General features: G+C 60.9%; 24 protein-coding genes and 1 pseudogene. 11 read left to right on the forward strand and 14 right to left on the reverse strand.

Going from position 1 to position 23846, the window contains the following annotated elements:
• Positions 1–22: 22 nt before the first annotated feature.
• The 6 genes from arcC to ACLKMW_RS08820 form a co-directional block, all read right to left on the reverse strand.
• Positions 23–940 carry a carbamate kinase gene (gene arcC, locus ACLKMW_RS08795; protein WP_415724068.1) on the reverse strand — a complete coding sequence of 306 codons (918 nt, stop codon included), beginning with the start codon at positions 938–940 and terminating at the stop codon, positions 23–25.
• A gap of 2 nt (positions 941–942) precedes the next feature.
• A complete protein-coding gene (gene argF, locus ACLKMW_RS08800; RefSeq protein ID WP_415724070.1) occupies positions 943–1944 on the reverse strand; it encodes an ornithine carbamoyltransferase in 1002 nt (333 codons plus the stop codon).
• Positions 1945–1959: 15 nt separating this feature from the next.
• Entirely contained in the window at positions 1960–3177 is a 1218-nt protein-coding gene (locus ACLKMW_RS08805; protein ID WP_415724071.1) for an arginine deiminase, read from the reverse strand.
• 29 nt (positions 3178–3206) lie between these two features.
• Positions 3207–4676: an arginine-ornithine antiporter gene (arcD, locus tag ACLKMW_RS08810; protein ID WP_415724072.1), complete on the reverse strand. Its 1470-nt coding sequence runs from the start codon at positions 4674–4676 to the stop codon at positions 3207–3209.
• A gap of 775 nt (positions 4677–5451) precedes the next feature.
• The gene (locus ACLKMW_RS08815) at positions 5452–5883 is read right to left on the reverse strand and encodes a potassium channel family protein (protein ID WP_415724073.1); all 432 of its coding nucleotides are present in this window, start codon (positions 5881–5883) and stop codon (positions 5452–5454) included.
• Positions 5884–5916: 33 nt separating this feature from the next.
• Positions 5917–6495 (reverse strand): helix-turn-helix domain-containing protein, encoded by a 579-nt coding sequence (locus ACLKMW_RS08820; RefSeq protein ID WP_415724074.1) that lies wholly within the window; start codon positions 6493–6495, stop codon positions 5917–5919.
• 165 nt (positions 6496–6660) lie between these two features.
• Between ACLKMW_RS08820 and ACLKMW_RS08825 the strand changes: the two genes are divergently transcribed.
• The 4 genes and pseudogenes from ACLKMW_RS08825 (at position 6661) to ACLKMW_RS08840 (ending at position 8488) form a co-directional block, all read left to right on the forward strand.
• Entirely contained in the window at positions 6661–7149 is a 489-nt protein-coding gene (locus ACLKMW_RS08825) for a fasciclin domain-containing protein (protein ID WP_415724075.1), read from the forward strand.
• 64 nt (positions 7150–7213) lie between these two features.
• On the forward strand, positions 7214–7438 hold the full coding sequence (locus ACLKMW_RS08830) for a DUF378 domain-containing protein (RefSeq protein ID WP_415724076.1): 225 nt from the start codon (positions 7214–7216) through the stop codon (positions 7436–7438).
• 57 nt (positions 7439–7495) lie between these two features.
• Positions 7496–7969 (forward strand): TspO/MBR family protein, encoded by a 474-nt coding sequence (locus ACLKMW_RS08835; RefSeq protein ID WP_415724077.1) that lies wholly within the window; start codon positions 7496–7498, stop codon positions 7967–7969.
• Between the two features lie 47 nt (positions 7970–8016).
• A pseudogene (locus ACLKMW_RS08840) lies at positions 8017–8488 on the forward strand (hypothetical protein).
• A gap of 103 nt (positions 8489–8591) precedes the next feature.
• Here the strand turns inward: ACLKMW_RS08840 and chrA are convergent.
• The 7 genes from chrA to ACLKMW_RS26555 all read right to left on the reverse strand — a co-directional run bounded on the left by chrA (position 8592) and on the right by ACLKMW_RS26555 (position 14184).
• The gene (gene chrA, locus ACLKMW_RS08845; protein WP_415724078.1) at positions 8592–9818 is read right to left on the reverse strand and encodes a chromate efflux transporter; all 1227 of its coding nucleotides are present in this window, start codon (positions 9816–9818) and stop codon (positions 8592–8594) included.
• A 520-nt stretch (positions 9819–10338) separates the two neighbouring features.
• Positions 10339–11064 (reverse strand): arsenical resistance protein ArsH, encoded by a 726-nt coding sequence (arsH, locus tag ACLKMW_RS08855; protein ID WP_415724079.1) that lies wholly within the window; start codon positions 11062–11064, stop codon positions 10339–10341.
• Positions 11039–11461: an arsenate reductase (glutaredoxin) gene (gene arsC, locus ACLKMW_RS08860; protein ID WP_415724080.1), complete on the reverse strand. Its 423-nt coding sequence runs from the start codon at positions 11459–11461 to the stop codon at positions 11039–11041. The genes arsH and arsC overlap by 26 nt, the downstream gene beginning before the upstream one ends.
• Positions 11461–12522 carry an ACR3 family arsenite efflux transporter gene (gene arsB, locus ACLKMW_RS08865; RefSeq protein ID WP_415724081.1) on the reverse strand — a complete coding sequence of 354 codons (1062 nt, stop codon included), beginning with the start codon at positions 12520–12522 and terminating at the stop codon, positions 11461–11463. The genes arsC and arsB overlap by 1 nt, the downstream gene beginning before the upstream one ends.
• A 4-nt stretch (positions 12523–12526) precedes the next feature.
• Complete coding sequence (locus ACLKMW_RS08870) at positions 12527–13054, reverse strand: arsenate reductase ArsC (RefSeq protein ID WP_415724082.1); 528 nt, start codon at positions 13052–13054, stop codon at positions 12527–12529.
• A complete protein-coding gene (locus ACLKMW_RS08875) occupies positions 13051–13404 on the reverse strand; it encodes an ArsR/SmtB family transcription factor (protein WP_415724083.1) in 354 nt (117 codons plus the stop codon). The genes ACLKMW_RS08870 and ACLKMW_RS08875 overlap by 4 nt, the downstream gene beginning before the upstream one ends.
• Positions 13405–13983: 579 nt before the next feature.
• On the reverse strand, positions 13984–14184 hold the full coding sequence (locus ACLKMW_RS26555; RefSeq protein ID WP_458575169.1) for a MerR family transcriptional regulator: 201 nt from the start codon (positions 14182–14184) through the stop codon (positions 13984–13986).
• 267 nt (positions 14185–14451) lie between these two features.
• Between ACLKMW_RS26555 and ACLKMW_RS08885 the strand changes: the two genes are divergently transcribed.
• From ACLKMW_RS08885 to ACLKMW_RS08915, 7 genes are all read left to right on the forward strand, one after another.
• Positions 14452–14541 (forward strand): DUF411 domain-containing protein, encoded by a 90-nt coding sequence (locus ACLKMW_RS08885; protein WP_415724084.1) that lies wholly within the window; start codon positions 14452–14454, stop codon positions 14539–14541.
• A 128-nt stretch (positions 14542–14669) separates the two neighbouring features.
• Complete coding sequence (locus tag ACLKMW_RS08890) at positions 14670–15218, forward strand: SRPBCC family protein (RefSeq protein ID WP_415724085.1); 549 nt, start codon at positions 14670–14672, stop codon at positions 15216–15218.
• Positions 15215–17605 carry a phosphoketolase family protein gene (locus ACLKMW_RS08895; RefSeq protein ID WP_415724086.1) on the forward strand — a complete coding sequence of 797 codons (2391 nt, stop codon included), beginning with the start codon at positions 15215–15217 and terminating at the stop codon, positions 17603–17605. Before ACLKMW_RS08890 ends, ACLKMW_RS08895 begins: the two co-directional genes overlap by 4 nt.
• Before the next feature lie 7 nt (positions 17606–17612).
• Positions 17613–18812, forward strand: coding sequence for an acetate/propionate family kinase (locus ACLKMW_RS08900; RefSeq protein ID WP_415724087.1), 1200 nt, complete (start codon positions 17613–17615; stop codon positions 18810–18812).
• Between the two features lie 244 nt (positions 18813–19056).
• Positions 19057–20463 (forward strand): hypothetical protein, encoded by a 1407-nt coding sequence (locus tag ACLKMW_RS08905; protein ID WP_415724088.1) that lies wholly within the window; start codon positions 19057–19059, stop codon positions 20461–20463.
• Positions 20464–20466: 3 nt separating this feature from the next.
• The gene (locus ACLKMW_RS08910; RefSeq protein WP_415724089.1) at positions 20467–21123 is read left to right on the forward strand and encodes a CBS domain-containing protein; all 657 of its coding nucleotides are present in this window, start codon (positions 20467–20469) and stop codon (positions 21121–21123) included.
• Between the two features lie 132 nt (positions 21124–21255).
• Positions 21256–22131 (forward strand): DMT family transporter, encoded by an 876-nt coding sequence (locus ACLKMW_RS08915; protein ID WP_415724090.1) that lies wholly within the window; start codon positions 21256–21258, stop codon positions 22129–22131.
• 257 nt (positions 22132–22388) lie between these two features.
• On the opposite strand, the gene ACLKMW_RS08920 is transcribed toward ACLKMW_RS08915, so the two are convergent.
• Positions 22389–23699 (reverse strand): glucoamylase family protein, encoded by a 1311-nt coding sequence (locus tag ACLKMW_RS08920; RefSeq protein ID WP_415724091.1) that lies wholly within the window; start codon positions 23697–23699, stop codon positions 22389–22391.
• Positions 23700–23846: the final 147 nt, after the last annotated feature.

Raw genomic sequence — 23846 nt, forward strand, 5'->3', positions numbered from 1 at the left:
GCTCGACGTGCCTTGATGCCAGTCAAGGCAACGGAACTGGCAGATCTATCCGTGTCCCCTTGCGGCCGGCGACAATGTCGGCCGCATCCTCCAGGCGGCCGATCGCGGTCGGTTTGCCGGTAGCTGTCGTGAATATAATGGCTGCCTCAATCTTAGGTCTCATCGAGCCGGCCGGGAAGTGTGCGGCATTGATTTCATTGGCCTGCAGGCGGCCGACCGGCCGCGCCTGCGAGGTTCCCCAGTCGAGATAGACCGCATCGATGTCCGTGAGCATGAGCAGCATGTCGGCGTCGAGCTGTCGCGCCAGGAGCGAGGAGGCGAAGTCCTTGTCGATGACGGCCTCGATGCCGGCAATGCTGCCGTCTGCCAGTGCGACGACGGGGATGCCGCCCCCGCCGACGCAGATGACAATGACGCCGCGCTCGACCAGGAAAGCAAGCACTTCAGCCTCGAGGATTTCCAGCGGCCTTGGCGATGGCACGACGCGGCGCCATTTGCCGTTATCGGGCGCGACTGTCCAGCCGCGCTCGGCCGAAAGCCGGCGGGCGGTGGCTTCGTCGTAGACAGGGCCGATCGGCTTGGTCGGTTTGGCAAAGGCCGGATCGCGCGGATCGACCCGCACCTGCGTAAGCAGCGTGGCGAAGAGCCGGTCTTTCGCCACGTTGCGCAGCTCCTGCTCGATGACGTAGCCGATCATGCCGGCTGTCTCGGCGTCGAGCACGTCGAGCGGAAAGGGCGTGTCAGGCGTTGCCGCCGCCTGCAGGGCGAGCAGCCCCACCTGCGGCCCATTGCCATGCGTTATTACCAGCGAATGGCCGGCCTTTACCAGTTCGGCCAGCTCCTCGGCCGCGCGTCGGATATTGGCGCGCTGGCTGTCGGCCGTCATCGGCTCGCCGCGCTTCAATAGCGCATTGCCGCCTAGGGCGACGACGATACGCATCTTCAGCTGCCAATCGTGGCGACGAGGATCGCCTTGATCGTGTGCATGCGGTTCTCGGCCTGGTCGAAGACGATGGAGGCTTCCGACTCGAACACCGCGTCCTCGACCTCCATGCAGTCGATGCCATATTCACTGGCGACCAGCTGGCCTATTTCCGTTTCCGCGTCATGGAAGGCCGGCAGGCAATGCATGAATTTGGTGTATGGATTGCCGGTTGATGCCATCAGCTTGCGCGTGACCCGATAGGGCGTAAGAAGATTGATGCGATCGCCCCAGGCGCTTTCGTCCTCGCCCATGGACAGCCACACATCGGTATAGATGAAGTCGGCCCCTTTAACGCAGGCATCCACATCGGTATCTATCCTGAACTGCCCGTCGTTGCGCTGCGCTAACGCTTTTACATGGGTGCAGAAATCCTGTTCTGGCCATAATCCCCGAGGAGAGGCGATGCGCATGTCGATGCCGACCTTCGCCGCACCGATAGCGAGCGATTGGGCGACGTTGTCCTTTCCTTCCCCGACGAAAGCGACCGTCATGTCGGACAGGTGCTTGTGGGTGAACTCGCGCATGGTCATGAAATCGGCCAGGATCTGCGTGGGATGGTCCAGATCGGTCAAGCCGTTATAGACCGGCACGCCGGCATAGGCAGCGAGCAGTTCCACCTGATGCTGGGTGAAGCCGCGATATTCGATGGCATCATATATGCGCCCGAGCACGCGCGCCGTATCCTTCATCGATTCCTTGTGGCCGATATGGCTGCCGGAGGGGCCGATATAGGTGACGTGCGCGCCCTGGTCGTAGGCCGCCACCTCGAAGCCGGTGCGAGTGCGGGTGGAATCCTTCTCGAAGATCAGCGCGATGTTCTTGGCGGTCAGCCGCGGCATTTCCGTGCCGGACCTATTCGCCGCCTTCAGGTCCGCGGCGAGCCTGAGCAGGTAACGGATCTCGGCGCCGGAGAAGTCATCCAGCGTCAGCACGTTGCGGCCATGCAGGTTGACGGGCATATGTTCTCTCCTTGGTCAGAGTGGGTCGCGTGCGATCGGGCAGGTCATGCAATGGCCGCCGCCCCGGCCGCGGCTCAGTTCCGCACCCTCGACGGTGATCACCTCGATGCCGGCGCGGCGCAGAAGCGTGTTGGTGTAGACGTTGCGGTCGTAGCCGATGACGACGCCCGGCTCGACGGCGACGACGTTGTTGCCGTCGTCCCACTGCTCGCGCTCCGACTGGTAGCTGTCGCCGCCCGTGGCGACGATTCGCAGCGCCTTCAGGCCGAGTGCTTCCCTGACGACCTCGGTGAACGGCTTTCCCTCCTCGACGACGTCGACGGACGCCTCGCCGTCGCCAGGACGCAGCGAGAAGCTGCGCAGCCGCTCGACCACCGGCGGATACATGGTCACGAGGTCGCGGTCGCAGAAGGTGAACACGGTATCGAGATGCATGAAGGAGCGGTCGCGTGGCATCAGCGCGGCGATGACGCGGGTGGCCTCGGCAGCGGCGAACAGGCTGCGGGCCAGCCCGCCGACCGCCTGCGGCGTTGTGCGCTCGCCCATGCCGACCAAAACCACGCCGCCGCCGATGGGCATGACGTCGCCACCTTCCAGGCTGATGCCGGGACCGGAGTTGTCCGGCGAGACGAAGGGCAAGCCGGTATCGCGGAAGCGGGGATGGAAGCGGTAGACGGCCTCGACATTGGCCGCCTCCGGCTTGCGCGCCGACCAGTACATGGCATTGATCGAGACGGAGCGATAAATCCAGCACGAACTGTCCCGAGTGAAAAGCTGATTGGGCAGCGGCGACAGCACGAAATCCTGCGGCAGCAGTGTCTTTCCGGTGAGGCCGGCCGGCTGGAACGGCAGTTCGGCCCGCGCGATGCCTCCCACCATCAAAGAAGCAAGCCGGTCCGCCGGAATCTCGTCCAGCCAGCCGCGCAGTTCGTCCATCATGTCATAGCCTACGACTGAAGCGTCGACTCGACGATCGAGAAGCCAGTCGCGCGCCTCAGCATCGGCCATCGTCTCGGCCAGCAGTTCGCCGAAGGAATGCACCGTCACGTGGCGTTCGCGCAGCGCATCGACAAAGATGTCGTGCTCCTGCCGCGCCCGCTTGACCCAGAGCACGTCATCGAACAGCAGCGCCTTGCAGTTGTCCGGGGTGAGCCGGCGCAGGCTGAGGTCGGGCCGGTGCACGATCACCTCGCGCAACCGGCCAGTTTCGGAATGAACGCCGAGCTCTGTCATGTCTCGTCCTTTCGGAAAGTCGAGCTGCGTCAGAGCGCGCTGACGGCGCCAACCCACATTTCGTAGGCTGCATAGAGGCCGACAGCGACGAGAGCAGCGGCGAGGGCGGCCTCGACCGGATGGAAGACACGCTCCCTGTTTTCGCGCCGCGCCCAGATGTAGAAGACGATGCCGGGCGCGTAGAGCACCGCGCACATGAACAGGTAGGAGAGGCCGGCGGCATAGACGAGCCAGAGGCCGTAGATGGTAGCCACGAAGCCCATGAGCAGCGCGCCGTTGCGGCTCTCGCCAACGCCATAGCTCTCGCCCGTGATGGCGAGCTTGGCCGCATAGGCGCCGGAGAAGATGTAGGGAACCAGGATGGCCGCCGAGGCGATATAGAACAGCGCCTGGTAGGTGCTCTGCGCGAAGAGCGTGACGATGAGGAACGCCTGCACCAGGAGATTGGTGACTAGCAGCGACGTGGAGGGCACGCCGCGTTCGCTCTCATGCGCGAAGAATTTCGGCATGGTGCCGTCCTTGCCGGCGACGTGGGGAACCTCGGCGGCCAGCAGCGTCCAGCTCAGGAACGCGCCGACGACGGAGACTACGAGCGCCAGGTTGATAAGGATAGCGCCCCAAGGGCCGACGATCGTTTCCAGGACACCTGCCATGGACGGATTCTTCAACCCGGCGAGTTCCGGCTGACTGATGATGCCGATCGACAGAAGCGAGACCAGCGCATAGAGCGCGAGGCAGGTGAAGAAGCCGAGCACAGTTGCGGTTGCGATATCGTTGCGCCGTTCCGCCCTGGCCGAGAACACGCTGGCGCCTTCGATGCCGATGAATACCCACAGCGTCACCAGCATGGTGCTTTTGACCTGTGTCATGATCGAGCCGAGGCTGGCATTGCGGAGGCCGGAGAAGTCGGCGTTGAAGATGTCCACCTTGAAGGCGACGGCGACGATGCCGATGAACAAGACGATGGGTGCGATCTTCGCGATCGTGACCACGAGATTGACGATCGCGGCCTGGCGCACGCCGGCCAAGATGAGGATGTGGATGAGCCACAGAAGGATCGAGGCACCGAGCACAGCCTGCCATGTGTTGCCGTCGCCAAACGCCGGGTAGAAATAGGACAGCGCGGAAAAAACAATCACCCCATAGGAGACATTGCCGACCCAGGCGCTGATCCAATACCCCCAGGCGCTGTTGAAGCCGATGAACGGCCCGAAACCGGCCTTGGCGTAAGCGTAGGGGCCAGCGTCCAGCCTCGGCTTGCGGACGGCGAGCGACTGGTAGACGAAGACGAGCGCCAACATGCCGACGGCGGTGATGCCCCAACCGATCAGGATGGCGAGCGGCCCAGCCCCGGCGGCCATGTTCTGAGGCAGGCTGAACACGCCTGAGCCAACCATCGAGCCAATGACTAGCGCAGTCAGTGCGCCAAGGCGCAGCTTTGTCTGGCTTGGGGTCGTAATAGAAGCTGCGGGTGCAGAAGGGATATCGGTGGCGGCCATGACAGATCTCCCACAGTTCGGGCCATTTGCCAGGAGAGTGTGCCGGTGCGGACAGTTTCGCCTTGACGCGCGTCAAATACTAGCTTGGCGCACCGCACCAGATGCAACGTCCGGACCATCAGCCGATTGCCGTCACGCGCGAAGAACAAGTGTCTTGCGCGTGGGCGATCCACCCCGGCTCTCGGTGAGGTGGCACCATCGTCGGGCTGTTTTAGAAGCTGTTATGTGTAGGCGCCGTGGACTGGCCCCGACGTCGCGCAAATTCCGTCCTGCGGGCGAATAGCGGAATCCTTTGATCTTGCACACTGCGCCAGCAAGCGATGGTGACATGCTGTTGCAACGGGGCAAGGACAATTATCGGATGAATGAGATGAGAGCATTCGTCGCCTTGGCCCTCGTTGTCGCCATAGTCGGTTGCGCAGAAACTACGCGCTATGTCGAGGTTCCTGGACACCCCTACAAGACCGAGCCGACGTGCAGACGGACGCAGCCCTTTGGAAAGTTTGACGCATGGTGCGATTGCCCGCGTACGGGTTTCCGGAACTTTCGTCCACCAGTTGCCGATGTCGGCTTTTAGAATGGCGAGCGGATTGTCGATGCGTTCGCTCGAGCCCCGCGTCTGGTTCCTTGCTGGAGCAGCGAATGCCCGGAATGAATCCGGCTTGCCACTCTATCTGTTTTTTTGCCGCATATGTGCGATGCCAAGTGATCCTACTTGGCTGTAAAATGCTCTAGCAGCACGCGGGCAAGTTTGCGCTTGGCACAGGATACATCATCAAAAGTGTTCGCCGGATCTGAAAGGACCAACTCTGGTTCCGGCGGCGACGAGATAGGCAGTGGACCAGCCTATGAACAGGAAGCCGTTGATTCCTTCAAGAGCAGCTAGCACACGCCACTCATGGCCTGGAACGATGTCGCCATAGCCGATGGTCGAGAAGGTCACAATGGAAAAATAAAGCGCGGTCTCAAGGTCAGGCAGCAGATTGATTGCCAGATAGCAGGCGGCCCAAAGCCATATCTCAACGGCCAGCACGACGAACAGCCCCATAACGATACTGATCATCGCGATCACCCTGCTGCGATGGCCATGCATTCTGAAGCGGGCAACCATTCGGGCCATTACCTTGGTCACTGCCATCAATCCGAAGGTGTGGACGAGAACCGTCAGCGTTATCATTACGGTTCCAAGGGCAAGGTTGTTGATCATTTCGCACGCTCGCGGCCGCTGCAAGGGCCCTTATCATGGGGCTGTTACGACGATTGCCGAGCAGTTTCCGTTAATCCCCCGACAGTAGCTATGCGGAACGTTCGAATCGAAAAACATCGCATCCCCCACATCGAGCGACACTTCTTCACCATCGACATTTACTTTCAACCGACCGCTCAGAACATAAATGAACTCGGCGCTTCCGTGCTGGTGCGGCTTTGACGGCTTTTCAGGCCCCGTGAACTCCGCGAAGTATGCGTCCATGCGTCGGTCAGCAATCGGGTAGTTAAGGCTTTCAAACAAATAGGCCGGAACCTCTCCTGCTGCCGGAACCGGCAGCCTCAGGCGCTGTCCCCTTCTGGTCACCGCCATTTGCGGCCCTTCCTTGCTGAAGAAGTGATCCAGATCGACACCGAAGACCAGCGCAATCCGAAGCAGGGTCGGCAGCGTGGGAAAAAGCTGCCCCCGCTCGATCTTGGACAGCATCGCCGACGATAAGCCGGTGTGCGCGCCCAGTTGAACCAATCCCATCTTTTTCTTCAGGCGAAGTGCCTTGATGCGAGGACCGATCCGATAGCGTTCGAGCTCGTCTGTGAGGGTGTCGGACAGCAAGGATTCAACTCCTTTTCCTGCAAGGACAAATGGCAGGCACTGTTTCAACTGTCAAGATAATCTGTTTTCATGTCACGATATTTTTACTGGTACGAGAAGGCTTTCACGCCATATGAAATGTTGCCGCCCAAGGAGGCGAGCAGTGTTAACCAAAGGAGAAGGACGATGGGACTGAAACAAGCATTCACTGCGGCTGTGTTTTCCCTTGCCGTGCTCAGCACGCCCGCACACGCTGCTGAAAAGGATATCGTCGATACTGCTGTCGGTGCTGGCCAGTTCAAGACCCTGGCGGCAGCGCTCGATGCCGCAGGATTGGTTTCTACCCTCAAAGGTGACGGACCCTTTACGGTGTTCGCACCGACCGATGATGCCTTTGCCAAGCTGCCTGCCGGGGCGGTCGAAGAGCTGCTGAAGCCCGAAAACAAGCAGAAGCTTGTCGATGTGCTCACCTACCATGTTGTACCGGGCAAGGTGATGGCATCCGACGTCACGAAACTCGATGAGGCCAAGTCCGTCAGTGGTAAGTCAATCGATGTCCAGGTCGATGGGGGTTCGGTCAAAGTCAACGATGCCAGTGTGATTGCGACCGATATTGGTGCGACCAACGGCGTTATCCACGTCATCGACAAGGTGATCATGCCGCCGCAAGGCTAGCTGACCTGGCCGGCTGGCGGGCAGAAGCTGCGTCCTGGCCTGAGGACTGGAACGGGAGAATGTCATGAGAATCTTGAATGTCGTGACCTTGACGCTGGTTATTGTTGGAGGACTGAATTGGGGCCTTGTAGGCCTGCTCGGTTTCGACCTCGTTGCCGCGATATCTGGAACGGGGTCGGTCCTCACACGTATCGTCTATGTCGTCGTGGGGCTATCGGCAGCGTGGCAGATCATGCCGCTTGTCTCCGCGATGGGATCGAACCAGACTGCCGCAGGGCATCCACGCTAGAGGCAGCACGAGGAGGGGTCGCTCATCCGGCGATCTCTCCTCAGTGTGACGAGAGGTATGGCTTCTTTGCTGGCATTACTTGGTTTCGGGGTTGCGTCATTCGCAGCCGGCATCGGCGGCATCGCTTTCCGACCTGGCGAATGGTACCAGCGGCTGAACAAGCCATCCTGGAGGCCTCCCGACTGGTTGTTTGGCCCGGTCTGGACGTTTCTGTATTTGACGATCGCTTTGGCCGGCTGGCTGGTCTGGCAGGAAGCCGGGTTTGGAGGCGCGGAGTTGCCGTTATCAGTATACGGCATTCAATTGCTGCTGAATGCCGCCTGGTCGCCGATCGTTTTCGGCCTTCATCGAATTGGGTGGGCATTGGCCGAGATGGTGTTCTTGTGGCTGTCGATCGTCGCGACGATCATCCTGTTCTATCCGATACATACCGCAGCAGCCGCCTTGCTTGTGCCCTATCTTTGCTGGGTGAGCTTCGCCTTGTTGCTCAACCTTTCGGTCTGGCGGCGTAACAGCGCCATCCCATCCTAGGCAGGAGCACACGCTTTTCCGACCGCTGGATAAAAGTAAACGACCGGATGCAGCAGGGCTACCGCTACCGTCTCACAGCCCCTGTGGGAGGTGATTTGCATCCGGAATTCCATCCTGAACGTACGCTTGAGGCGACGCTCGCTATAGGCGTGTTCGGCGGCAAGTACATGACCGACTGCCGGGACGAATTCCCGGAAAGCTGGTTCCGGCATGCGCGTCTGTTGCCGGGCGGCCGCGATTCCTCACTGAACTATCGGCGTTGATGCCAGTCAGCCTCTTAGTGTCTGGCGTGCCAAGGGCTGGATCCATCCGGACGATCCGCGCGGATGGTTCCAATGGTATTGCCGCTATTTCCATGGCCACAGACTCCCAGGCGAAGACGAGCGCCAAATCGATCGATGGAAAGCCATGCGACGCCACGTGGCGCAGGTCCGGCGCTACTGCGAGCCCGGTGACAGCTGGTCCCGCCGCCAGCGTCAAGCACTTCTGCATTGGGCTTACGATAGCCGTGCGATTTGAGCCAGTCGGCCCATATCTGACCCGTTTCCAACATTTCCGGCTCCCGTGGCTGCTCGCAGGATCGCACTACTTGACCGAATCTGCCGCATCCGATCTGCGGAGGTCATAGCAGGTTCAGGCCAATACCGCTCGCTGCCAGCAGGGCAACCACCGACCAGGGCGGCGCTCTCCAGACCGTGAGCAGCACGAACCCGGTGAGCGCGAGCGCAAAATCATAGGGGCTGAGAATCGCGCTTGTCCAAACGGGATCATAGAGTGCCGCGCCTAGAATGCCGACCACGGCCGCGTTCGCTCCGCGCATGGCGGCCTGCGCGAGCGGCCGTGCGCGGAAAGCATCCCAGAAGGGAAGCGCGCCGATCAGCAGCAGGAAACCGGGCAGGAAGATCGCGACAAGACCGATCGCAGCCCCGGCTATGCCGTCCGGCTCCGGCCTCATGACCGCGCCGAGATAGGCGGCGAAGGTGAAGAGCGGTCCCGGCACGGCCTGCGCCGCGCCGTATCCGGCAAGGAAAGCGTCCTCGCTGACCCACCCGGGCCGGACCACTTCCGCCTCAAGCAGCGGCAGCACGACGTGACCGCCTCCGAACACAAGCGAGCCTGCCCGGTAAAAGGAGTCGAACAGCGCCAGTCCCTGCGATGAGAGCGCGGCCGAGATAACCGGCAGCAAGAACAAGAGCAGGAAAAACAGCGCGAGCGCGGCGATCCCGACGCGCTTCGGAACCGCAAAAGTCAGATGGCCTGTTGTCGGAGCGGGACCTCTCCGGCACAGCCAAAGACCGGCAAGCCCCCCTATGACGATAGCCGAGATCTGCCCGATCGGACCGGCAGGAAGTATTACGATCAAAACAGCGGCAAGCGCGATGCTTGCCCGCTCCCTGTCGGGCGCGAGCGCTCGAGCCATGCCCCAAACCGCCTGTGCCACGACGGCGACGGCGACTATTTTGAGGCCATGTATTAGGCCTGCGCCCAGCGGCCCCTCAAACGCCGCCGCGCCGAAGGCGAACAGCAGGAGAAGCAGAGCGGATGGCAGGGTGAACGCCGCCCATGCGGCGAACGCGCCGAGGGGACCGCCGCGAAGCAGGCCAAGAGCAAATCCGACCTGGCTGCTGGCGGGACCGGGCAGGAATTGGCAGAGGGCAACAAGATCGGCATAACCGGCTTCGTCGGTCCATTTGCGGCGCGTGACCAACTCGTCACGGAAATAGCCGAGATGCGCGATCGGACCGCCGAACGATGTCAGTCCGAGTTTCAGGAAAGCGCGAAAGACCTCGCCCGCCGAACCACGTGGTGCTGCCTCGTCAACCGTCACTGCTTCCGTGGAGGACTTCACGAAATAGCTCCCGGATCCTTTTGCGCCAACTCCTCGATCATCCACTGTCCATACAGATCGCCCTCGGCCGTGTGATGCAGGACGTGGAGCCGTATGAATCCTGACAGAAGCTCTTGATGCTCCATTTTTCGACTTTCCCAAAAGCGCTCCTCTCAATCGAATCTCGATATCGAGAACCGATCGTAGGGTTCGGCGGCTAGGGGCACAACCTGCCTGTCATGGCTAGCGGGTTTCAACCAGCGAACGGAGAACACCAAGGTCAGCGAAGCAGACCCATCGACGCATGAAGCCGCCGAGCTATGGCGGACGCGTCCAGCCTTGTGAAGGGCATCCAGGACCGAAGACAAGCGATTACCGATGCGGATTGAAGTCCCTCGTGCTTCCGAAAGAAACCGAACCTTATTCGTCGCTATCCATTGCCGAGACCTTTCTCAGGAGAATATTGTCACTTCCAAGTTATGCCTATCCTTACTGATCTGCTCGTATCACGGTGAAGGTTTGCAGTTGCCGTTGATGGGGATCAGATGGCTTTCAGCTTGACCCTCGATTCAACCTTTTCCGTATCTTCCTTGCGTTCGCTGTAGCGGCTGGTGAGATAGCCGGAAACGTCCCTTGTCAGAACCGTGAACTTCATGAGTTCCTCCATCACGTCAACGACACGGTCGTAATAGGATGAAGGTTTCATACGGCCGGCCTCATCGAACTCCTGGTAGGCCTTGGCGACGGAAGACTGGTTTGGAATGGTGATCATGCGCATCCAACGGCCGAGGATCCGCATCTGGTTCACCGCATTGAAGCTTTGTGATCCGCCCGAGACCTGCATGACGGCAAGCGTGCGGCCTTGGGTGGGCCTGATTGATCCGACAGCAAGCGGAATCCAGTCGATCTGGGATTTCATGATGCCGCTCATCGCCCCGTGGCGTTCGGGGCTGCACCAGACCTGGCCTTCGGACCAGAGAGACAATTCCCGCAGTTCCTGCACCTTTGGATGGTCGGTCGGTGCTCCGTCGGGGAGGGGAAGACCTGTCGGGTCGTAGATCCGGGTTTCGGCACCGAAGTGTTCCAGCAGGCGTGCCGCCTCTTGTGACAGAAAGCGGCTGTAGGAACGCTGACGAAGCGAGCCATACAGAAGCAGTATGCGCGGCTTGTGCGTGGAAAAACGCTTGGCCAACTGATCCGGGTCAGGCAGCCGGAGGGCTTCTTCCAAAACGTTGGGCAGGTCAGACAATACGGTTTCCTTCGGCATCAATCACAAGCTCACCATCCTCCTTGGCGAACGGGCCCTTTTGCGGGAGGGGAAGGATATCCAGGACGGCCTCCGACGGACGGCTCAGCCGTACGCCCCAAGGCGTCACGACGAACGGACGGTTGATCAGGATCGGGTGCTGCAGCATGACGTCGAGCAAATCGTCGTCGGTCAGCGCCGGGTCATCCAGGCCAAGGTGGGCATAAGGCGTTCCCTTATTTCGGATCGCCTCGCGCACGGTCAGACCCGCTTTGGCGATCAGGTCCTCGAGGACAGGGCGCGCAGGCGGTGTCTTCAGATACTCGATAATTGTCGGCTCGATCCCTGCATTGCGGATCAGTGCCAGCGTGTTGCGCGACGTGCCGCAGTCGGGATTGTGATAGATGGTGATGTCCATCAGACCGCCCTTTCTAGTTTCCTGGCATCGGCGACCGCGGCTCCGCGTTCGTACCAGCCCTTGCTGCGGTTGACGATCCAGACCACCGAAAGCATGACCGGAACCTCGACCAGAACGCCGACGACGGTGGCAAGAGCCGCACCTGAGCTGAAGCCGAACAGGCTGATGGCGGCTGCCACGGCCAGTTCGAAGAAGTTCGATGCGCCGATAAGCGCTGAGGGTCCCGCGACGCAATGTTGCTCGCCCGAGAGACGGTTGAGCAAATAGGCGAGCCCCGAGTTGAAATAGACCTGGATCAGAATCGGGACTGCCAGCAGTGCGATGATCATGGGCTGGGCGATGATTTGTTCGCCCTGAAAGCCGAACAGCAGGACCAGCGTTGCCAGAAGCGCGACGAGAGACAGGGGCTGCACAATTTTCAGAAAGCCGTTGAGTGCGGCATCACCGCCCGACGCCAACAGCCGACGTCGGACCAATTGAGCGATGATGACGGGAACCACGATGTAGAGGATCACCGAGAGGATCAAAGTGTCCCATGGAACCGTGATGGCCGACAGGCCGAGCAGCAGGCCGACGATCGGCGCGAAGGCGACGACCATGATAGCATCGTTGAGCGCCACCTGGCTCAACGTGAAGTGAGGCTCGCCTTTGGTCAGGTTCGACCAGACGAACACCATGGCCGTACAGGGAGCCGCGGCAAGGATGATGAGGCCTGCGATATAGGATTCGATCTGTGCCTCTGGCAGATATGGCCGGAACAGCCAGCCGATGAACAGCCAGCCGAGCAGCGCCATCGAAAACGGCTTGATTGCCCAGTTGATGAACAGGGTCACTCCTATGCCACGCCAATGGCGGCCGACCTCGCCCAAGGCCGCGAAGTCTATCTTCAGCAGCATCGGAATAATCATCAGCCAGATCAAAGCCGCGACGGGAATGTTGACCTTGGCGATTTCCGCCGCACCGATTGCCTGGAAGACTCCGGGCATCAGATGGCCAAGCGAGATTCCGACTACAATGCACAGGGCGACCCACAGGGTCAGATAGCGTTCAAAAGTCGACATGATTTCAGGCTGCGTCCGTGTTCTTCGAAGTCGTTCCGTCCATCTGGCCGATCAGCTGCAAATGGTGATTGACGGCCATGCGGTCGATCGAGGCGAGGGGCAGGCTGAGGAACGCCATGATCCGGTTTTTCATGAAGCGGGCGGCTTGCGAGAAAGCCCGCTCATTTTCGATGTCGGTGCCCTCGACATTCGAAGGGTCTTCGATGCCCCAATGCGCGGTCATCGGCTGCCCTGGCCAGACTGGACAGGCTTCCCCCGCCGCATCGTCACAGACGGTGAAGACGAAGTCCATTTCCGGCGCACCAGGCACGGCGAACTCGTCCCAGGCTTTCGACCGGAAGCCCTCTGAGGGGTAGTCGAGCGCGGCAAGAACCTTCAGCGCGACGGGATTCACCGTGCCCTTTGGCAGACTGCCTGCCGAAAAGGCATTGAAACGCCCCGAACCTTCCTTGCGCAGGATACCTTCCGCAAGGATTGAGCGGGCGGAATTGCCCGTACACAAAAACAGTACGTTGTAGACACGGTTGTTCACTGGACAATCTCCTTCGTGTCGGGAGTGGAGCAAGAGGAAGCAAGCGCAGGCGCGCAGATCTCCGGTCTGCCGGAACAGCAATCCTCCATCAGGAACCGGATGAGCCCGCTGAGACCGTCGAATTCGGCCGAATAGACAATAGAACGGGAATCACGGCGGGCTGTGACCAACCCACCGCGTTCGAGTTCCTTGAGATGGAACGACACATTGGAGGGGGTTACGCCTGCAGCCCCGGCGACCGCGCCGGCAGCCAGGCCGCCCGGGCCCGCTTTGACCAGCAGACGGACGATCCGGAGACGGGTTTCCTGGGCCAATGCCCCGAACGCGATAAGCGCCTGTCGCTCTTGCATATTTCAACAATCCTATGAATGTTAAAATGTCTATTAGCGCAGGTGCCAGGCTTTGACAACCGAGAACGTGGACCCTTGCGCGAAAGACCTCGGCGTATTTTCGCGCACGACAATGATGTTTCTGATCTCGTTACGACGCACTTGTCCGTTTGACCCCCGCGACTGACCTTTTGACGCTAATGGGCATTGTGACCTTTCGGCCTTTCGCGGTCTGGCCAGTGACGGCAGCGCCATCGGTGTTTTGCTCACGCTGGTGCTCTTCGTCATCTCGTCCGCCAACGATGTGACCATCAGGGCTCTTGTGCGTTGACCCGATGGGCTTGTGCGAGAGCCCGCACCTTCGTGGAACTGCTGCCGGACCCAGACGGGTCGCGCCAGTCGGCGGTGTCATTCGGCTGCAGGGAAGGGGCGGCTGGCTGTCCCTGGTCGAAGTCTTCGACACCTATGCTGAGGAGCTGGTGCGCATGTGCGGCCGTTTCTATCTGGCGGGCTTTGCCGAGGACACCGCCATCCAATCGAAGCGCTCGGGGAAACTGGACTCCATGGCATGCTCGGCATGCCTGCGCTCGCCGACCAGTGTCATGCGGCCGACCGCTCTGCCGAAGTGTACGGCTCTTTTAAGCCTGTCGAGGGTGTCGACATCGCTCTGATCTCGAGCCAGCGCGCAGATCTGGTCACGGGAAAGCCGAGGTCAAGCGTCCTCCGGATGAAGCTCAGCCGGTTGAGGTGAGCCTTAGGGTAAGTGCGGTAGTTGCCCTCTGTGCGCGCTGGCACAGGCACGTGACTGCCTTAGGGGAGCGGCTTGCTATGCGGCTCCCATGGCTTGTCCGAGTTACGTGTACGTAGCCTCGTGCCGGGCTGCTCCCCACCACAAGAGAGGTGCCCAGGCGGGATGGTAGGCGGCGGCTCGCAAATCGGGTAATTCTTTAACCGAGTTTCCGGTTAGAAGACGGTGGATCTTGAAGACCTTTTCGCAGATCCGCAAGCAGGTTCGTGCTCCCGCTGAAATGGAGGGCTGCTATGCCGCAGCCATAGAAGGCTACTTCCTTGAAAGGCCACGTCCCTCTCGAAGCGATCGAGAAGCTGCTTGCCGAGCGCCCGGACATCAGCGGCCTCGCTGCACCAGGCATGCCGTAGGGATCGATTAGCATGGGGAAAGGATCCTGCGGCGACCTATCAGGTCTATACCGTTCCGCGCGATGCCTCTGAACCTGCCGTCATGTACTACGAAGCGGGAAGTAGGGGGTAAAAGACGGAGCAGGACGATGCCGCAGTTAGCGTATTCCGCCGAGGCCACGGTTCCCGTCGACGCTCCGGCCGAGGCGTTGTTCGGGTACCTGGACAACCATGGGAAGCTATCCGCACACATGGATCAGCCATCCTGGGCCATGATGGGGGCCAAGATGGAAGTCCACATGGACGCGAGCGGAACCCAATCGGTCGGCTCGACGTTCGGTTTCACGGGAAGCTTCGTGAGAATGCCGTTGGCTGTCGACGAGATCATCACTGAACGCAAACCGCCATTCCTGAAGACCTGGACGACGATCGGCGAGCCGAGGCTCTGGGTGATCGGGCGCTACAGGATGGGATTGAGGATAGCTCCCCGATCCGGGTCGTCGCTGCTGACCGTGTTCATCGGCTACGACCTGCCGCAAGGCTTCGGAACGCGCATGCTCGGCTGGCTACTGGGCGGCATCTACGCCAGATGGTGCACCCGGCGCATGGCGGGCGACGCCGCGCGGCATTTTCGCAAAAGCGACCATCGATGCCGGACGCAAGCGCCCGGCCGACAATCACGAGGAGAACAACAATGACCGGCAAGCAGCAGACGGTTCAAGGGACGCTTTCAGCCGAAGAGCTTATGGCGATCCACGCCTACTGGCGAGCCGCCAACTATCTTACAGTCGGGCAGATCTACCTCCTCGACAACCCGCTCCTGCGCGATCCTCTGAGGCTGGAACATATCAAACCCCGGCTCCTGGGTCATTGGGGGACCTCGCCGGGACTCAACTTCGTCTACGCCCATCTGAACAGGCTTATCCGGCTGCGCGACGCGAACATGATCTATGTCTGCGGACCGGGGCATGGCGGCCCCGCGATGGTCGCCAACACCTACCTCGAGGGTACCTACAGCGAGCTCATTCCCGACATTTCCCGGGACGAGGCAGGCTTGCGGAAGCTCTTCCGCCAGTTTTCGTTTCCAGGAGGCATTCCCAGCCATGCCGCGCCCGAGGTTCCGGGGTCGATCAACGAGGGTGGTGAACTCGGGTATTCCCTGTCGCACGCCTACGGTGCCGCCTTCGATAATCCTGACCTGATCGTCGCCTGCGTGATCGGCGACGGCGAGGCAGAGACCGGGCCGCTTGCCGCGGCCTGGCACTCGAACAAGTTCCTGAACCCCGCGCATGACGGTGCCGTGCTGCCCATCCTTCACCTCAACGGGTACAAGATCGCCAATCCCACCGTGCTCGACCGCATCCCGCCGGAGGAACTGCGCTCGCTCTTGATCGGCTACGGGCACGAACCGCTGTTCGTGGAAGGGGATGACCCGTCGGAGATGCACGAGCGGATGGCATCGGTGCTGGAGGAGGCTTTCGGGAAAATCCGAGAGCTCCAAGAAGACGCCCGTACAGGGAGTGGAGGGAAAAAACGCCCCCGATGGCCGATGATCGTCCTGCGGAGCCCGAAAGGCTGGACCGGGCCGAAAGAGGTCGATGGCCTGAAGACCGAAGGTTTCTGGCGTTCTCATCAAGTGCCGCTCTCGGGTCTCGCCGGGAACGCGGAGCACCTCAGGATGCTCGCGGATTGGCTTCGGAGCTATCGCCCCGAAGAACTGTTCGGCGAGGACGGCAGCCCCGTCCCGGAGGTCCTCTCCGCAACGCCAGCCGGGTCCCGGCGCATGAGCGCCAATCCCCATGCGAACGGCGGAATGCTCCGCAAGAGCCTGGACATGCCCGGGCTCGCTCCGCATGCTGTCCAGGTCAGCCGCCCCGGCGAGAGGAAGGCCGAAGCCACGAGGGTGATGGGCGGCTTCCTTCGCGAAGTGATGCGTTTGAACGAAGCCCACCGCAACTTCCGTCTCGTCGGCCCCGACGAGACAGCATCTAACAGGCTCCAGGACGTCTTCGAGGTGGCGGGGCGCGCCTGGATGGAGCAGGTCCTTCCGGAAGACACGGATCTTGGTCCCGATGGCCGGGTGTTGGAAATCCTTTCTGAACATACCTGCCAGGGCTGGCTCGAAGGATATCTGCTCACCGGACGGCACGGCCTGTTCTCCTGCTACGAGGCCTTCATCCACATCGTGGATTCAATGTTCAACCAGCATGCAAAATGGCTGGACGCGAGCCGCGACATCCCATGGCGGCGTCCCGTCTCGTCTCTCAACTACCTGCTGACGAGCCATGTGTGGCAGCAGGACCACAACGGTTTCAGCCACCAGGATCCCGGATTCGTCGATGTCGCCCTAAACAAGAAGGCCGACATCGTGCGCGTATACTTCCCGCCGGACGCGAACACGCTGCTGTGCGTCACAGACCATGTCCTCAGGACCTGGAACCGCATCAACATCATCGTGGCCGGAAAGGCACCCTCCTGGCAGTGGTTGTCCATGGACCAGGCGAGGGCGCACTGCGAGGTTGGGATCGGCATCTGGGACTGGGCTTCCAGCAAGGGACCGAGCGACCCGGACGTGGTGATGGCATGCGCCGGAGATGTCCCCACGGTAGAGACCCTCGCTGCTGTGCAGATCCTGAGGGAGCACATGCCGGATCTCAATGTAAGGGTCGTCAACGTGATCGACCTGATGACCCTGCAGCCACGGGAGGTCCATCCGCATGGCCTGTCCGACCGCGACTTCGACGGGCTGTTCACGGCCGACAAGCCCGTCATTTTCGCCTATCACGGCTACCCGTGGACGATCCACAGGCTGACATACCGAAGGAGGAACCACGCCAACTTCCACGTCCGGGGCTTCAACGAAGAAGGCACGACGACCACGCCCTTCGACATGACCGTGTTGAACGGGCTGGACCGATACCACTTGGTGCAGAGCGTGATTGAGCGCACGCCAAAGGTGGAATCAACCGGCATCCGGCTGAAACAGCTGATGGAAACCAAGCTGCTTGATCATTACGGTTACGTTCGGGCTCATGGGCAGGATTTGTCGGAAATCCGCGATTGGAAGTGGAACGCGCTGGTTTGATGACACGATGATCGCCGACACAATTCTCGTGCTGAACGCTGGCTCGTCGAGCCTCAAGTTCGGCCTGTTCGAGCTGTGCACGCAGTTGCCTGTCCTGATGCGAGGCAGCCTGACGTCACTAAATGGCAAGCCGCAGATGAGCGTCTTCGGTCCGGAAGGCAGCCAGGCACAGCACGCGGATCTGGCAGACGGTCCGATCAGCACCGAAGAAGCACTGGAGTTCGTCTTTGCCGAAGTCGAGGGGAAGGGGCTGCTTCAATCTGTCAGCGCAGTCGGCCACCGAATCGTTCATGGAGGACGCGATTTCACTGCCGCGACCATCCTCGATCCGCCAACGCTCGAGGCACTGCGAGCGTTTACCCCCGTAGCTCCGCTTCACCAGCCACACAATCTCGAAATCGTCGAACTTGCTGTCCGCTTCCTGCCCAAGGCCGTGCAGATCGGTTGCTTCGATACCGCCTTTCACGCCGAACGGCCGAGGCTGGCGATGCTTTACGCACTCCCGCGCGCGCTGACGGATTCAGGCATCATGTCCTTCGGCTTCCATGGCATATCCTACGGTCATATCGCGTCGCGGCTGCGCGAGCGTTATGGGTCGGCTGCCGGCGGGCGTGCCATCGTCGCCCATCTCGGCAGCGGAGCCAGCCTCTGCGCGATGCATGAAGGAAAGAGCGTCGCAACCACAATGGGGTTTTCGCCGCTCGACGGGTTGGTGATGGGCACGCGTTCCGGCTCGATCGACCCTGGGGTCATCCTCTATCTCTTGCAGAACCGTAAGATGCATGTCCATGAGATCTCGCGACTTCTCTATGATCGGTCGGGCCTGCTCGGTGTTTCTGGCATCAGCGATGATATGCAGACCTTGGTTGAGTCTGACGACCCGCAATCGAAAGAGGCGATCGATCTTTTTGTCTACCGTGCCGGTCGCGAGATCGGATCGTTGGCCGCCGCGCTGGGTGGATTAGACACATTGGTGTTCACCGCCGGGATCGGTGAAAATTCCCCCTTGATCCGCGACAAGATTTGCGAGGCCGCGGCCTGGCTCGGCGTGACACTTGATGCCGAGCGTAACCGACAAGGCAACGAGCGTATCAGCGCCCATGGCTCTGTGGTCGACGTTTTGGTGATCCCGACAGAGGAGGAGAGAGCCGTCGCAGAACAGGTGTCGTCTGCAATGTCGCAAGGGGCGCCAGTTCGAGACAAGTGAAGTGAAGGCAATCCGGCATAATAGCGGAGCAATGTACAAAGGGCCTGAGTTGCAGACCCACACGGTGGATGTCGGCGGAATTGCGAGTGGCACTGACCCACTTGTCGTGTCGTCGGCGACGTGCGGGACATGGTTCGGGCATGCGCAATCTGTTCTGGACTACGCTTCCATGTTCATCAACTCTGCCATGGGAGTATGTTCACGCCCCGGGAGCCGCCTTTGGCAGTCCAACATGGAGGAGACGATGGTCGATCATAGTGAAACTCCGGCTCCAGGCATTTGGGACCTAGGAGCCGTCCCCCATTCGCTGAACAGCAGTTGCTTCTGCATCAGCGTGGACCGGGACGAGCTCGCCAGGGAGTTCCAGACGAGTGCTGAAACACACACGGCGCTTTCCGCCATGGGAGACGAGCATGCGAACATGTTCGCCGCGCTTCCGGTGTTCGTTGCGCGGCAGCACTTGGACAGGATGGCAGAGATCGTCCGGGCCGCGGAGGCGGTTATATCCTCGCGCGCCTATCGCGACCTCGTGCTCGAAGATGCGCCCGCTGTCGCGCAGTTCGAGCCGCGGGCGAGAGGCGTCTTCATGAGCTTCGACTTCCATCTGTCGTCCGAGGAGCCGAAGCTCATCGAGATCAACACGAACGCAGGGGGCGCTCTCCTCAACCTCCTGCTGGCGCGGGCTCAGCGCGCCTGTTGCGAGGCCGTCGAGCCGATGATGCCCGGTGCAGCCGCCCTCGACGCGCTGGAGCATCGGTTCATGGACATGTTCCTCGCCGAATGGCGTCTCGAACGTGGCGAACTGCCGCTCCGCCGCATCGCCATCGTCGACGAGCAGCCGGAGGGTCAGTACCTCTACCCCGAGTTTCTGCTCTTCCAGCAGCTGTTCGTGCGGAACGGCATCGACGCGGTCATCGCCGACCCGTCGGCGCTGTGGGTGAGCGACGGCATGCTCCGGCACGAACGGGGTCCGGTCGATCTGCTCTACAACCGACTGACGGATTTCATGCTTGAGCGGCCGGCGCACCACGCCATACGCAAGGCGTACCTGGAAGGTTCGGTCGTGCTGACACCGCACCCGAGGGCACATGCCCTGTATGCCAACAAGAGAAATCTGGCGGTGCTCAGCGACCATGCCCGGTTGAGCGCGCTCGGGATTCCAGACGACGTTTCAACGGCACTCGTGGCTGGTGTCCCTAGCACCGAAACGGTCGAAGCATCCAAGGCTGATTCGCTGTGGTCCAGGCGGCGTAAGCTGTTCTTCAAGCCTGCGTCCGGGTTCGGAAGCAGGGCTGCCTATCGGGGAGACAAGCTGACCAGACGAGTGTGGGAGGAAATCCTCTCGGGGGACTACGTTGCCCAGGAACTTGTTACTCCCGGCGAGAGGATGATCGGAGCGCCTGAGTCCCCGACGCCGCTCAAGTTCGACGTGCGGAACTACGTCTACGGCGGAGAGGTGCAGTTCGTGACTGCACGTCTTTACCAGGGCCAGACCACCAATGCCCGTACTCCGGGAGGCGGCTTTGCGCCGGTGTTCACTACTTCAGAAAAAGATTCCGCTGGCGAGTTGAGTGACATCCTCGAACACGCGATGCCGCCCTGCGACAAAGCCACAGCATCATGCGGAGTTCCTGCCACGGAAAGGACATGACCCATGATCGCGAGGGATATGATGACACCAGCGCCGACCACGGTGTGTCCGGAGCATAGCGTGTGGCACTTGGCCCGGATCATGTTGGCCGAGCATGTAAGCGGGATTCCGGTGCTCACTGATGACGGCACGCTTGCTGGCATAGTGACGGAGGGCGATCTCCTTCGCCGAACAGAACTTGGAACCGAAGATGCCTTCCCCGAAGATTCCTCCCACGATGCCGATTCACCTGCCAGACTCTACGTGAAGAGCCGTAGCTGGAAGGTCGGCGATGTCATGACCAGGGATGTCGTCACCGTGGACGAGGACGTGTCCGTGCGCGAAATCGCTATGCTGATGAACCGACGTGGCATCAAGCGCCTTCCGGTCATGCGGAACGGGTGCCTGACCGGCATTGTCAGCCGCGCGGATCTCCTGAAGGTCATTTCGACACCCAGGCCCCGTGCGCAGATTCGGGGTGACGAGGCGCTGCGGCGTGCCATTGTCGCACGTCTGAAGGATGCCGCGTCTGTCTTATCGGCGCAGCCAACTGTCGCTGTGAAGGACGGAATAGTGAGCGTCACCGGCACTGTGCGGTCACCAGCTGAGCGCGATGTCATTCGCTCGATCGTCGAGATCGTCGCCGGCGCTGGTTTCGAAGATCATCTCAGCGGTGCATGAATTAGAAACCTGAAGATGCCCCGCCCATCCGCCAGGCTGGAAGTCCTTGTCGGCCGAAGCCGAGAATAAGATCTTGTCCACGGCGTTGGGTACTAGGTCGGTCAACCCGTGCTACGCCTTACCCCCATTCTGGTGCTTGTCGCCCTGCTCAATTCAATGTGCTATCCGTTCATTGCTTTGGGATTGACATACTCGCCTCACCTAACCTTCGCCGCCTTGCGCGCGATCGTGGCCGGCCTGTTCCTGGCCATGATCGCTATTGCCTTGCGGCGTCCGCTCCCGACGGATCTTCGTTCCTGGCTTGCCTTGGCATCCATCGGCCTTGGCGCAACCTCGTTTGCGTATTTCGGCATGTTTCACGCCGCAGAGTTCGTCGCACCCGGTCTTGCGACGGTCATCGCCAACAGTCAGCCCCTGATCACCGCGGTCCTCGCGTTCTTCTTTCTGTCCGAGCGTCTTCGAGGGCTGCAATATGCGGGATTGTGCCTGGGCTTCCTTGGTATCGCCGCGACGAGCCTTCCGCAAATCGGAGGTGGCGATCAGGCGGCATTCTCCACCGGCCTTGCTTACATTCTTCTTTCGGTGGCAGGAATCGCCATAAGCAATGTTCTGATGAAGAGCCTGGGCCGCTACGTTGATCCGCTTGTCGCTATGTCCGCGCAGTTGCTGCTGGGATCCATTCCGCTGGTCGCCCTGGCGCTGATATTCGAGGAACCCACGCGGATAGAGTGGACCCCTGAATTCGTCGTCGCGCTACTTGCGCTCGCCCTTCCTGGCACGGCATTGGCATACTGGCTTTGGTTTTGGCTCCTTGGCCGCGCCCCCCTGGGGAGGGTCAACGCATTCACTTTCCTTTCCCCCGTTTTCGCCCTCATTCTCGGCGCCACTTTCTTTGGCGAGCATATCGGCCCGATGACCCTCGTCGGCCTCATTCTGACCGCCCTCGGAGTCGTTATCGTCGAACGCGCGGCGCTCGCTACCGCCGACGGAGAACCCAGTGGCTGCTGATCCATGGTGCGATCGCCAGCGGCTGCCGTGAAGCGCGTGTTCGACGCTCCGGTGCGGTGACGGACATCGCACGGGCCAAACCGTGAGCGCCGGAGCCATAACCGACTTTCCGGTTATAGGTTTGATAGTCGCTTTCATGTCGTCCAGGTTGGACGGCAGAATTCTTCCGCTGCTTCGAGCGAAGCGGCATGGTTACTGTAGCCCCGGCAAGGCAGCAGTTAGGTCCCCTGTCGGACGAAGTGCCCGCTGCGACAGGATCAGGCTGGTGCGTCAGCCAGCCAGCCTCCCTTGAATCCGGCACGTCGGAGACCTTTCAGAACGTACGGGCAGGACCGCATCAACTCCCACAATAGACCGCTTCTTACATTTTCGATCATGAGGACGACGGGGCCTTCGTTTAGCCCGAAGTGCCATGGTGAAACCCACCAACCGAAGGCGTCGTCGGGTGATCCGGGATGAGTGGGATTGAACGCGGCCTTGAACCCGTAGGCGTTGGCAGCCTTGAGCTTTGCCTGATGAATGCAGAAGGCAATTGAGGGTAGAACGATTTCTGGAGCGAACGGCAGGGAAGCTGCAACCGCCCAGGGGGCGAGCGTGCCGTCGTCTGGGCCATGGGGCACGCCGCGCGCGACATAGTCTTCGAAGCGGCGCTCGGTCCCGTTCAGCTTAAGCGTGGAGGGGCCAGGGCCCTCGCTCGCTGTGATGCCCCAGCAATGTTCGCCGTAGCCGTCGAAACGGCATGGGTTCTCGATCGCATACCGCTGCTGGACGAGAGTGGCCCGTCGGCTGTTTTCGAAGTAGTCGATTCCTTTGCTGCGCATGAATGAATCCTGCAGGCCTCGAAGATCGATCCACACGTGAGAGAGCTGGTGGATGAACAGTGGGCCCGCATAGAGGTATTCATGGCCGTAGAAGCGCTCCCACCGGAACGTATCGGTCCAGGCTTCGTAGCTGCTTCTGGGCAGGGCATGGGTCGGCGAGCCGAGCCCTAGAACATATAGAAGCAGGGCCTCGTCGTATCCTTCCCAGCGGTGTTTCAGGAAGCCACCCTCCGGGGTCCAGCCGTGGGTAACGGTTTCTCCTCCGTTCAGTGACCAGAGCCAGTCCGCCCGGCGATAGAGCTCGACTGCCAGGGTCCGTATTTCGGCTTCCGTAGCCGGATCTTCGTTGAAGAACGCTGCCGCAGCCAACGCGCCGGCCAGAAGCAACGTGCTGTCGATCGTGGACAGTTCGCAACCCCAAGCGCGCCGGCCAGTCTGCATGTCCAGGAAGTGATAATAGAAACCTCGGTGGCCGGTCGCGTCAGGCTCCGGCCCGTGTGGGCTGTCCCGGAAGAAACGGAGCGTGGCGAGCGTGCGCTCAGCAGCAGCGCTGCGGCTCATGTAGCCGTTCTTCACGCCCACCGGATAGCATGCCAGGCCAAGTCCCGTAGCCGCGATGCTTGCGGGCCAGTTCTCCTCGGTCTTGTCGCGGACCAGACCGTTCGCCGGGTTCGCTTCCCGAACGAAGTAGTCGAAGGTCTCGCGCTGCAGTGTCGCGAGATCATCGTTTATGACAGGCGGACACACTTGGAACTCAGACCGGATGTGTTTCCGAAACGAGCCCGATTTAACAGGCTTCATTCGGATGTCGCAAGGGAAGGGACGGACTGGGCCCGTGCCGATGTGTGTGGGTTGGCGTATTGGCCGCTTGAGATTGCGGTGCCGCGTGCGCGA

The organism is Borborobacter xinjiangensis, assembly GCF_047739745.1.
In the GTDB taxonomy this organism is placed as follows: Bacteria; Pseudomonadota; Alphaproteobacteria; order Rhizobiales; family Rhizobiaceae; genus Pseudaminobacter.

Bases quoted from the DNA above. Each gene is read 5' to 3' on its own strand.
- ACLKMW_RS08815 (WP_415724073.1), bottom strand. From the start codon at position 5,883: ATGATCAACAACCTTGCCCTTGGAACCGTAATGATAACGCTGACGGTT.
- ACLKMW_RS08895 (WP_415724086.1), top strand. From the start codon at position 15,215: ATGACCGGCAAGCAGCAGACGGTTCAAGGGACGCTTTCAGCCGAAGAG.
- ACLKMW_RS08905 (WP_415724088.1), top strand. From the start codon at position 19,057: ATGGTCGATCATAGTGAAACTCCGGCTCCAGGCATTTGGGACCTAGGA.
- ACLKMW_RS08900 (WP_415724087.1), top strand. From the start codon at position 17,613: ATGATCGCCGACACAATTCTCGTGCTGAACGCTGGCTCGTCGAGCCTC.
- ACLKMW_RS08875 (WP_415724083.1), bottom strand. From the start codon at position 13,404: ATGCAAGAGCGACAGGCGCTTATCGCGTTCGGGGCATTGGCCCAGGAA.
- ACLKMW_RS08825 (WP_415724075.1), top strand. From the start codon at position 6,661: ATGGGACTGAAACAAGCATTCACTGCGGCTGTGTTTTCCCTTGCCGTG.
- ACLKMW_RS08805 (WP_415724071.1), bottom strand. From the start codon at position 3,177: ATGACAGAGCTCGGCGTTCATTCCGAAACTGGCCGGTTGCGCGAGGTG.
- arsB (WP_415724081.1), bottom strand. From the start codon at position 12,522: ATGTCGACTTTTGAACGCTATCTGACCCTGTGGGTCGCCCTGTGCATT.
- ACLKMW_RS08830 (WP_415724076.1), top strand. From the start codon at position 7,214: ATGAGAATCTTGAATGTCGTGACCTTGACGCTGGTTATTGTTGGAGGA.
- arsH (WP_415724079.1), bottom strand. From the start codon at position 11,064: ATGCCGAAGGAAACCGTATTGTCTGACCTGCCCAACGTTTTGGAAGAA.
- arcD (WP_415724072.1), bottom strand. From the start codon at position 4,676: ATGGCCGCCACCGATATCCCTTCTGCACCCGCAGCTTCTATTACGACC.
- arsC (WP_415724080.1), bottom strand. From the start codon at position 11,461: ATGGACATCACCATCTATCACAATCCCGACTGCGGCACGTCGCGCAAC.
- ACLKMW_RS08910 (WP_415724089.1), top strand. From the start codon at position 20,467: ATGATCGCGAGGGATATGATGACACCAGCGCCGACCACGGTGTGTCCG.
- argF (WP_415724070.1), bottom strand. From the start codon at position 1,944: ATGCCCGTCAACCTGCATGGCCGCAACGTGCTGACGCTGGATGACTTC.
- ACLKMW_RS08890 (WP_415724085.1), top strand. From the start codon at position 14,670: ATGCCGCAGTTAGCGTATTCCGCCGAGGCCACGGTTCCCGTCGACGCT.
- ACLKMW_RS08835 (WP_415724077.1), top strand. From the start codon at position 7,496: ATGGCTTCTTTGCTGGCATTACTTGGTTTCGGGGTTGCGTCATTCGCA.
- arcC (WP_415724068.1), bottom strand. From the start codon at position 940: ATGCGTATCGTCGTCGCCCTAGGCGGCAATGCGCTATTGAAGCGCGGC.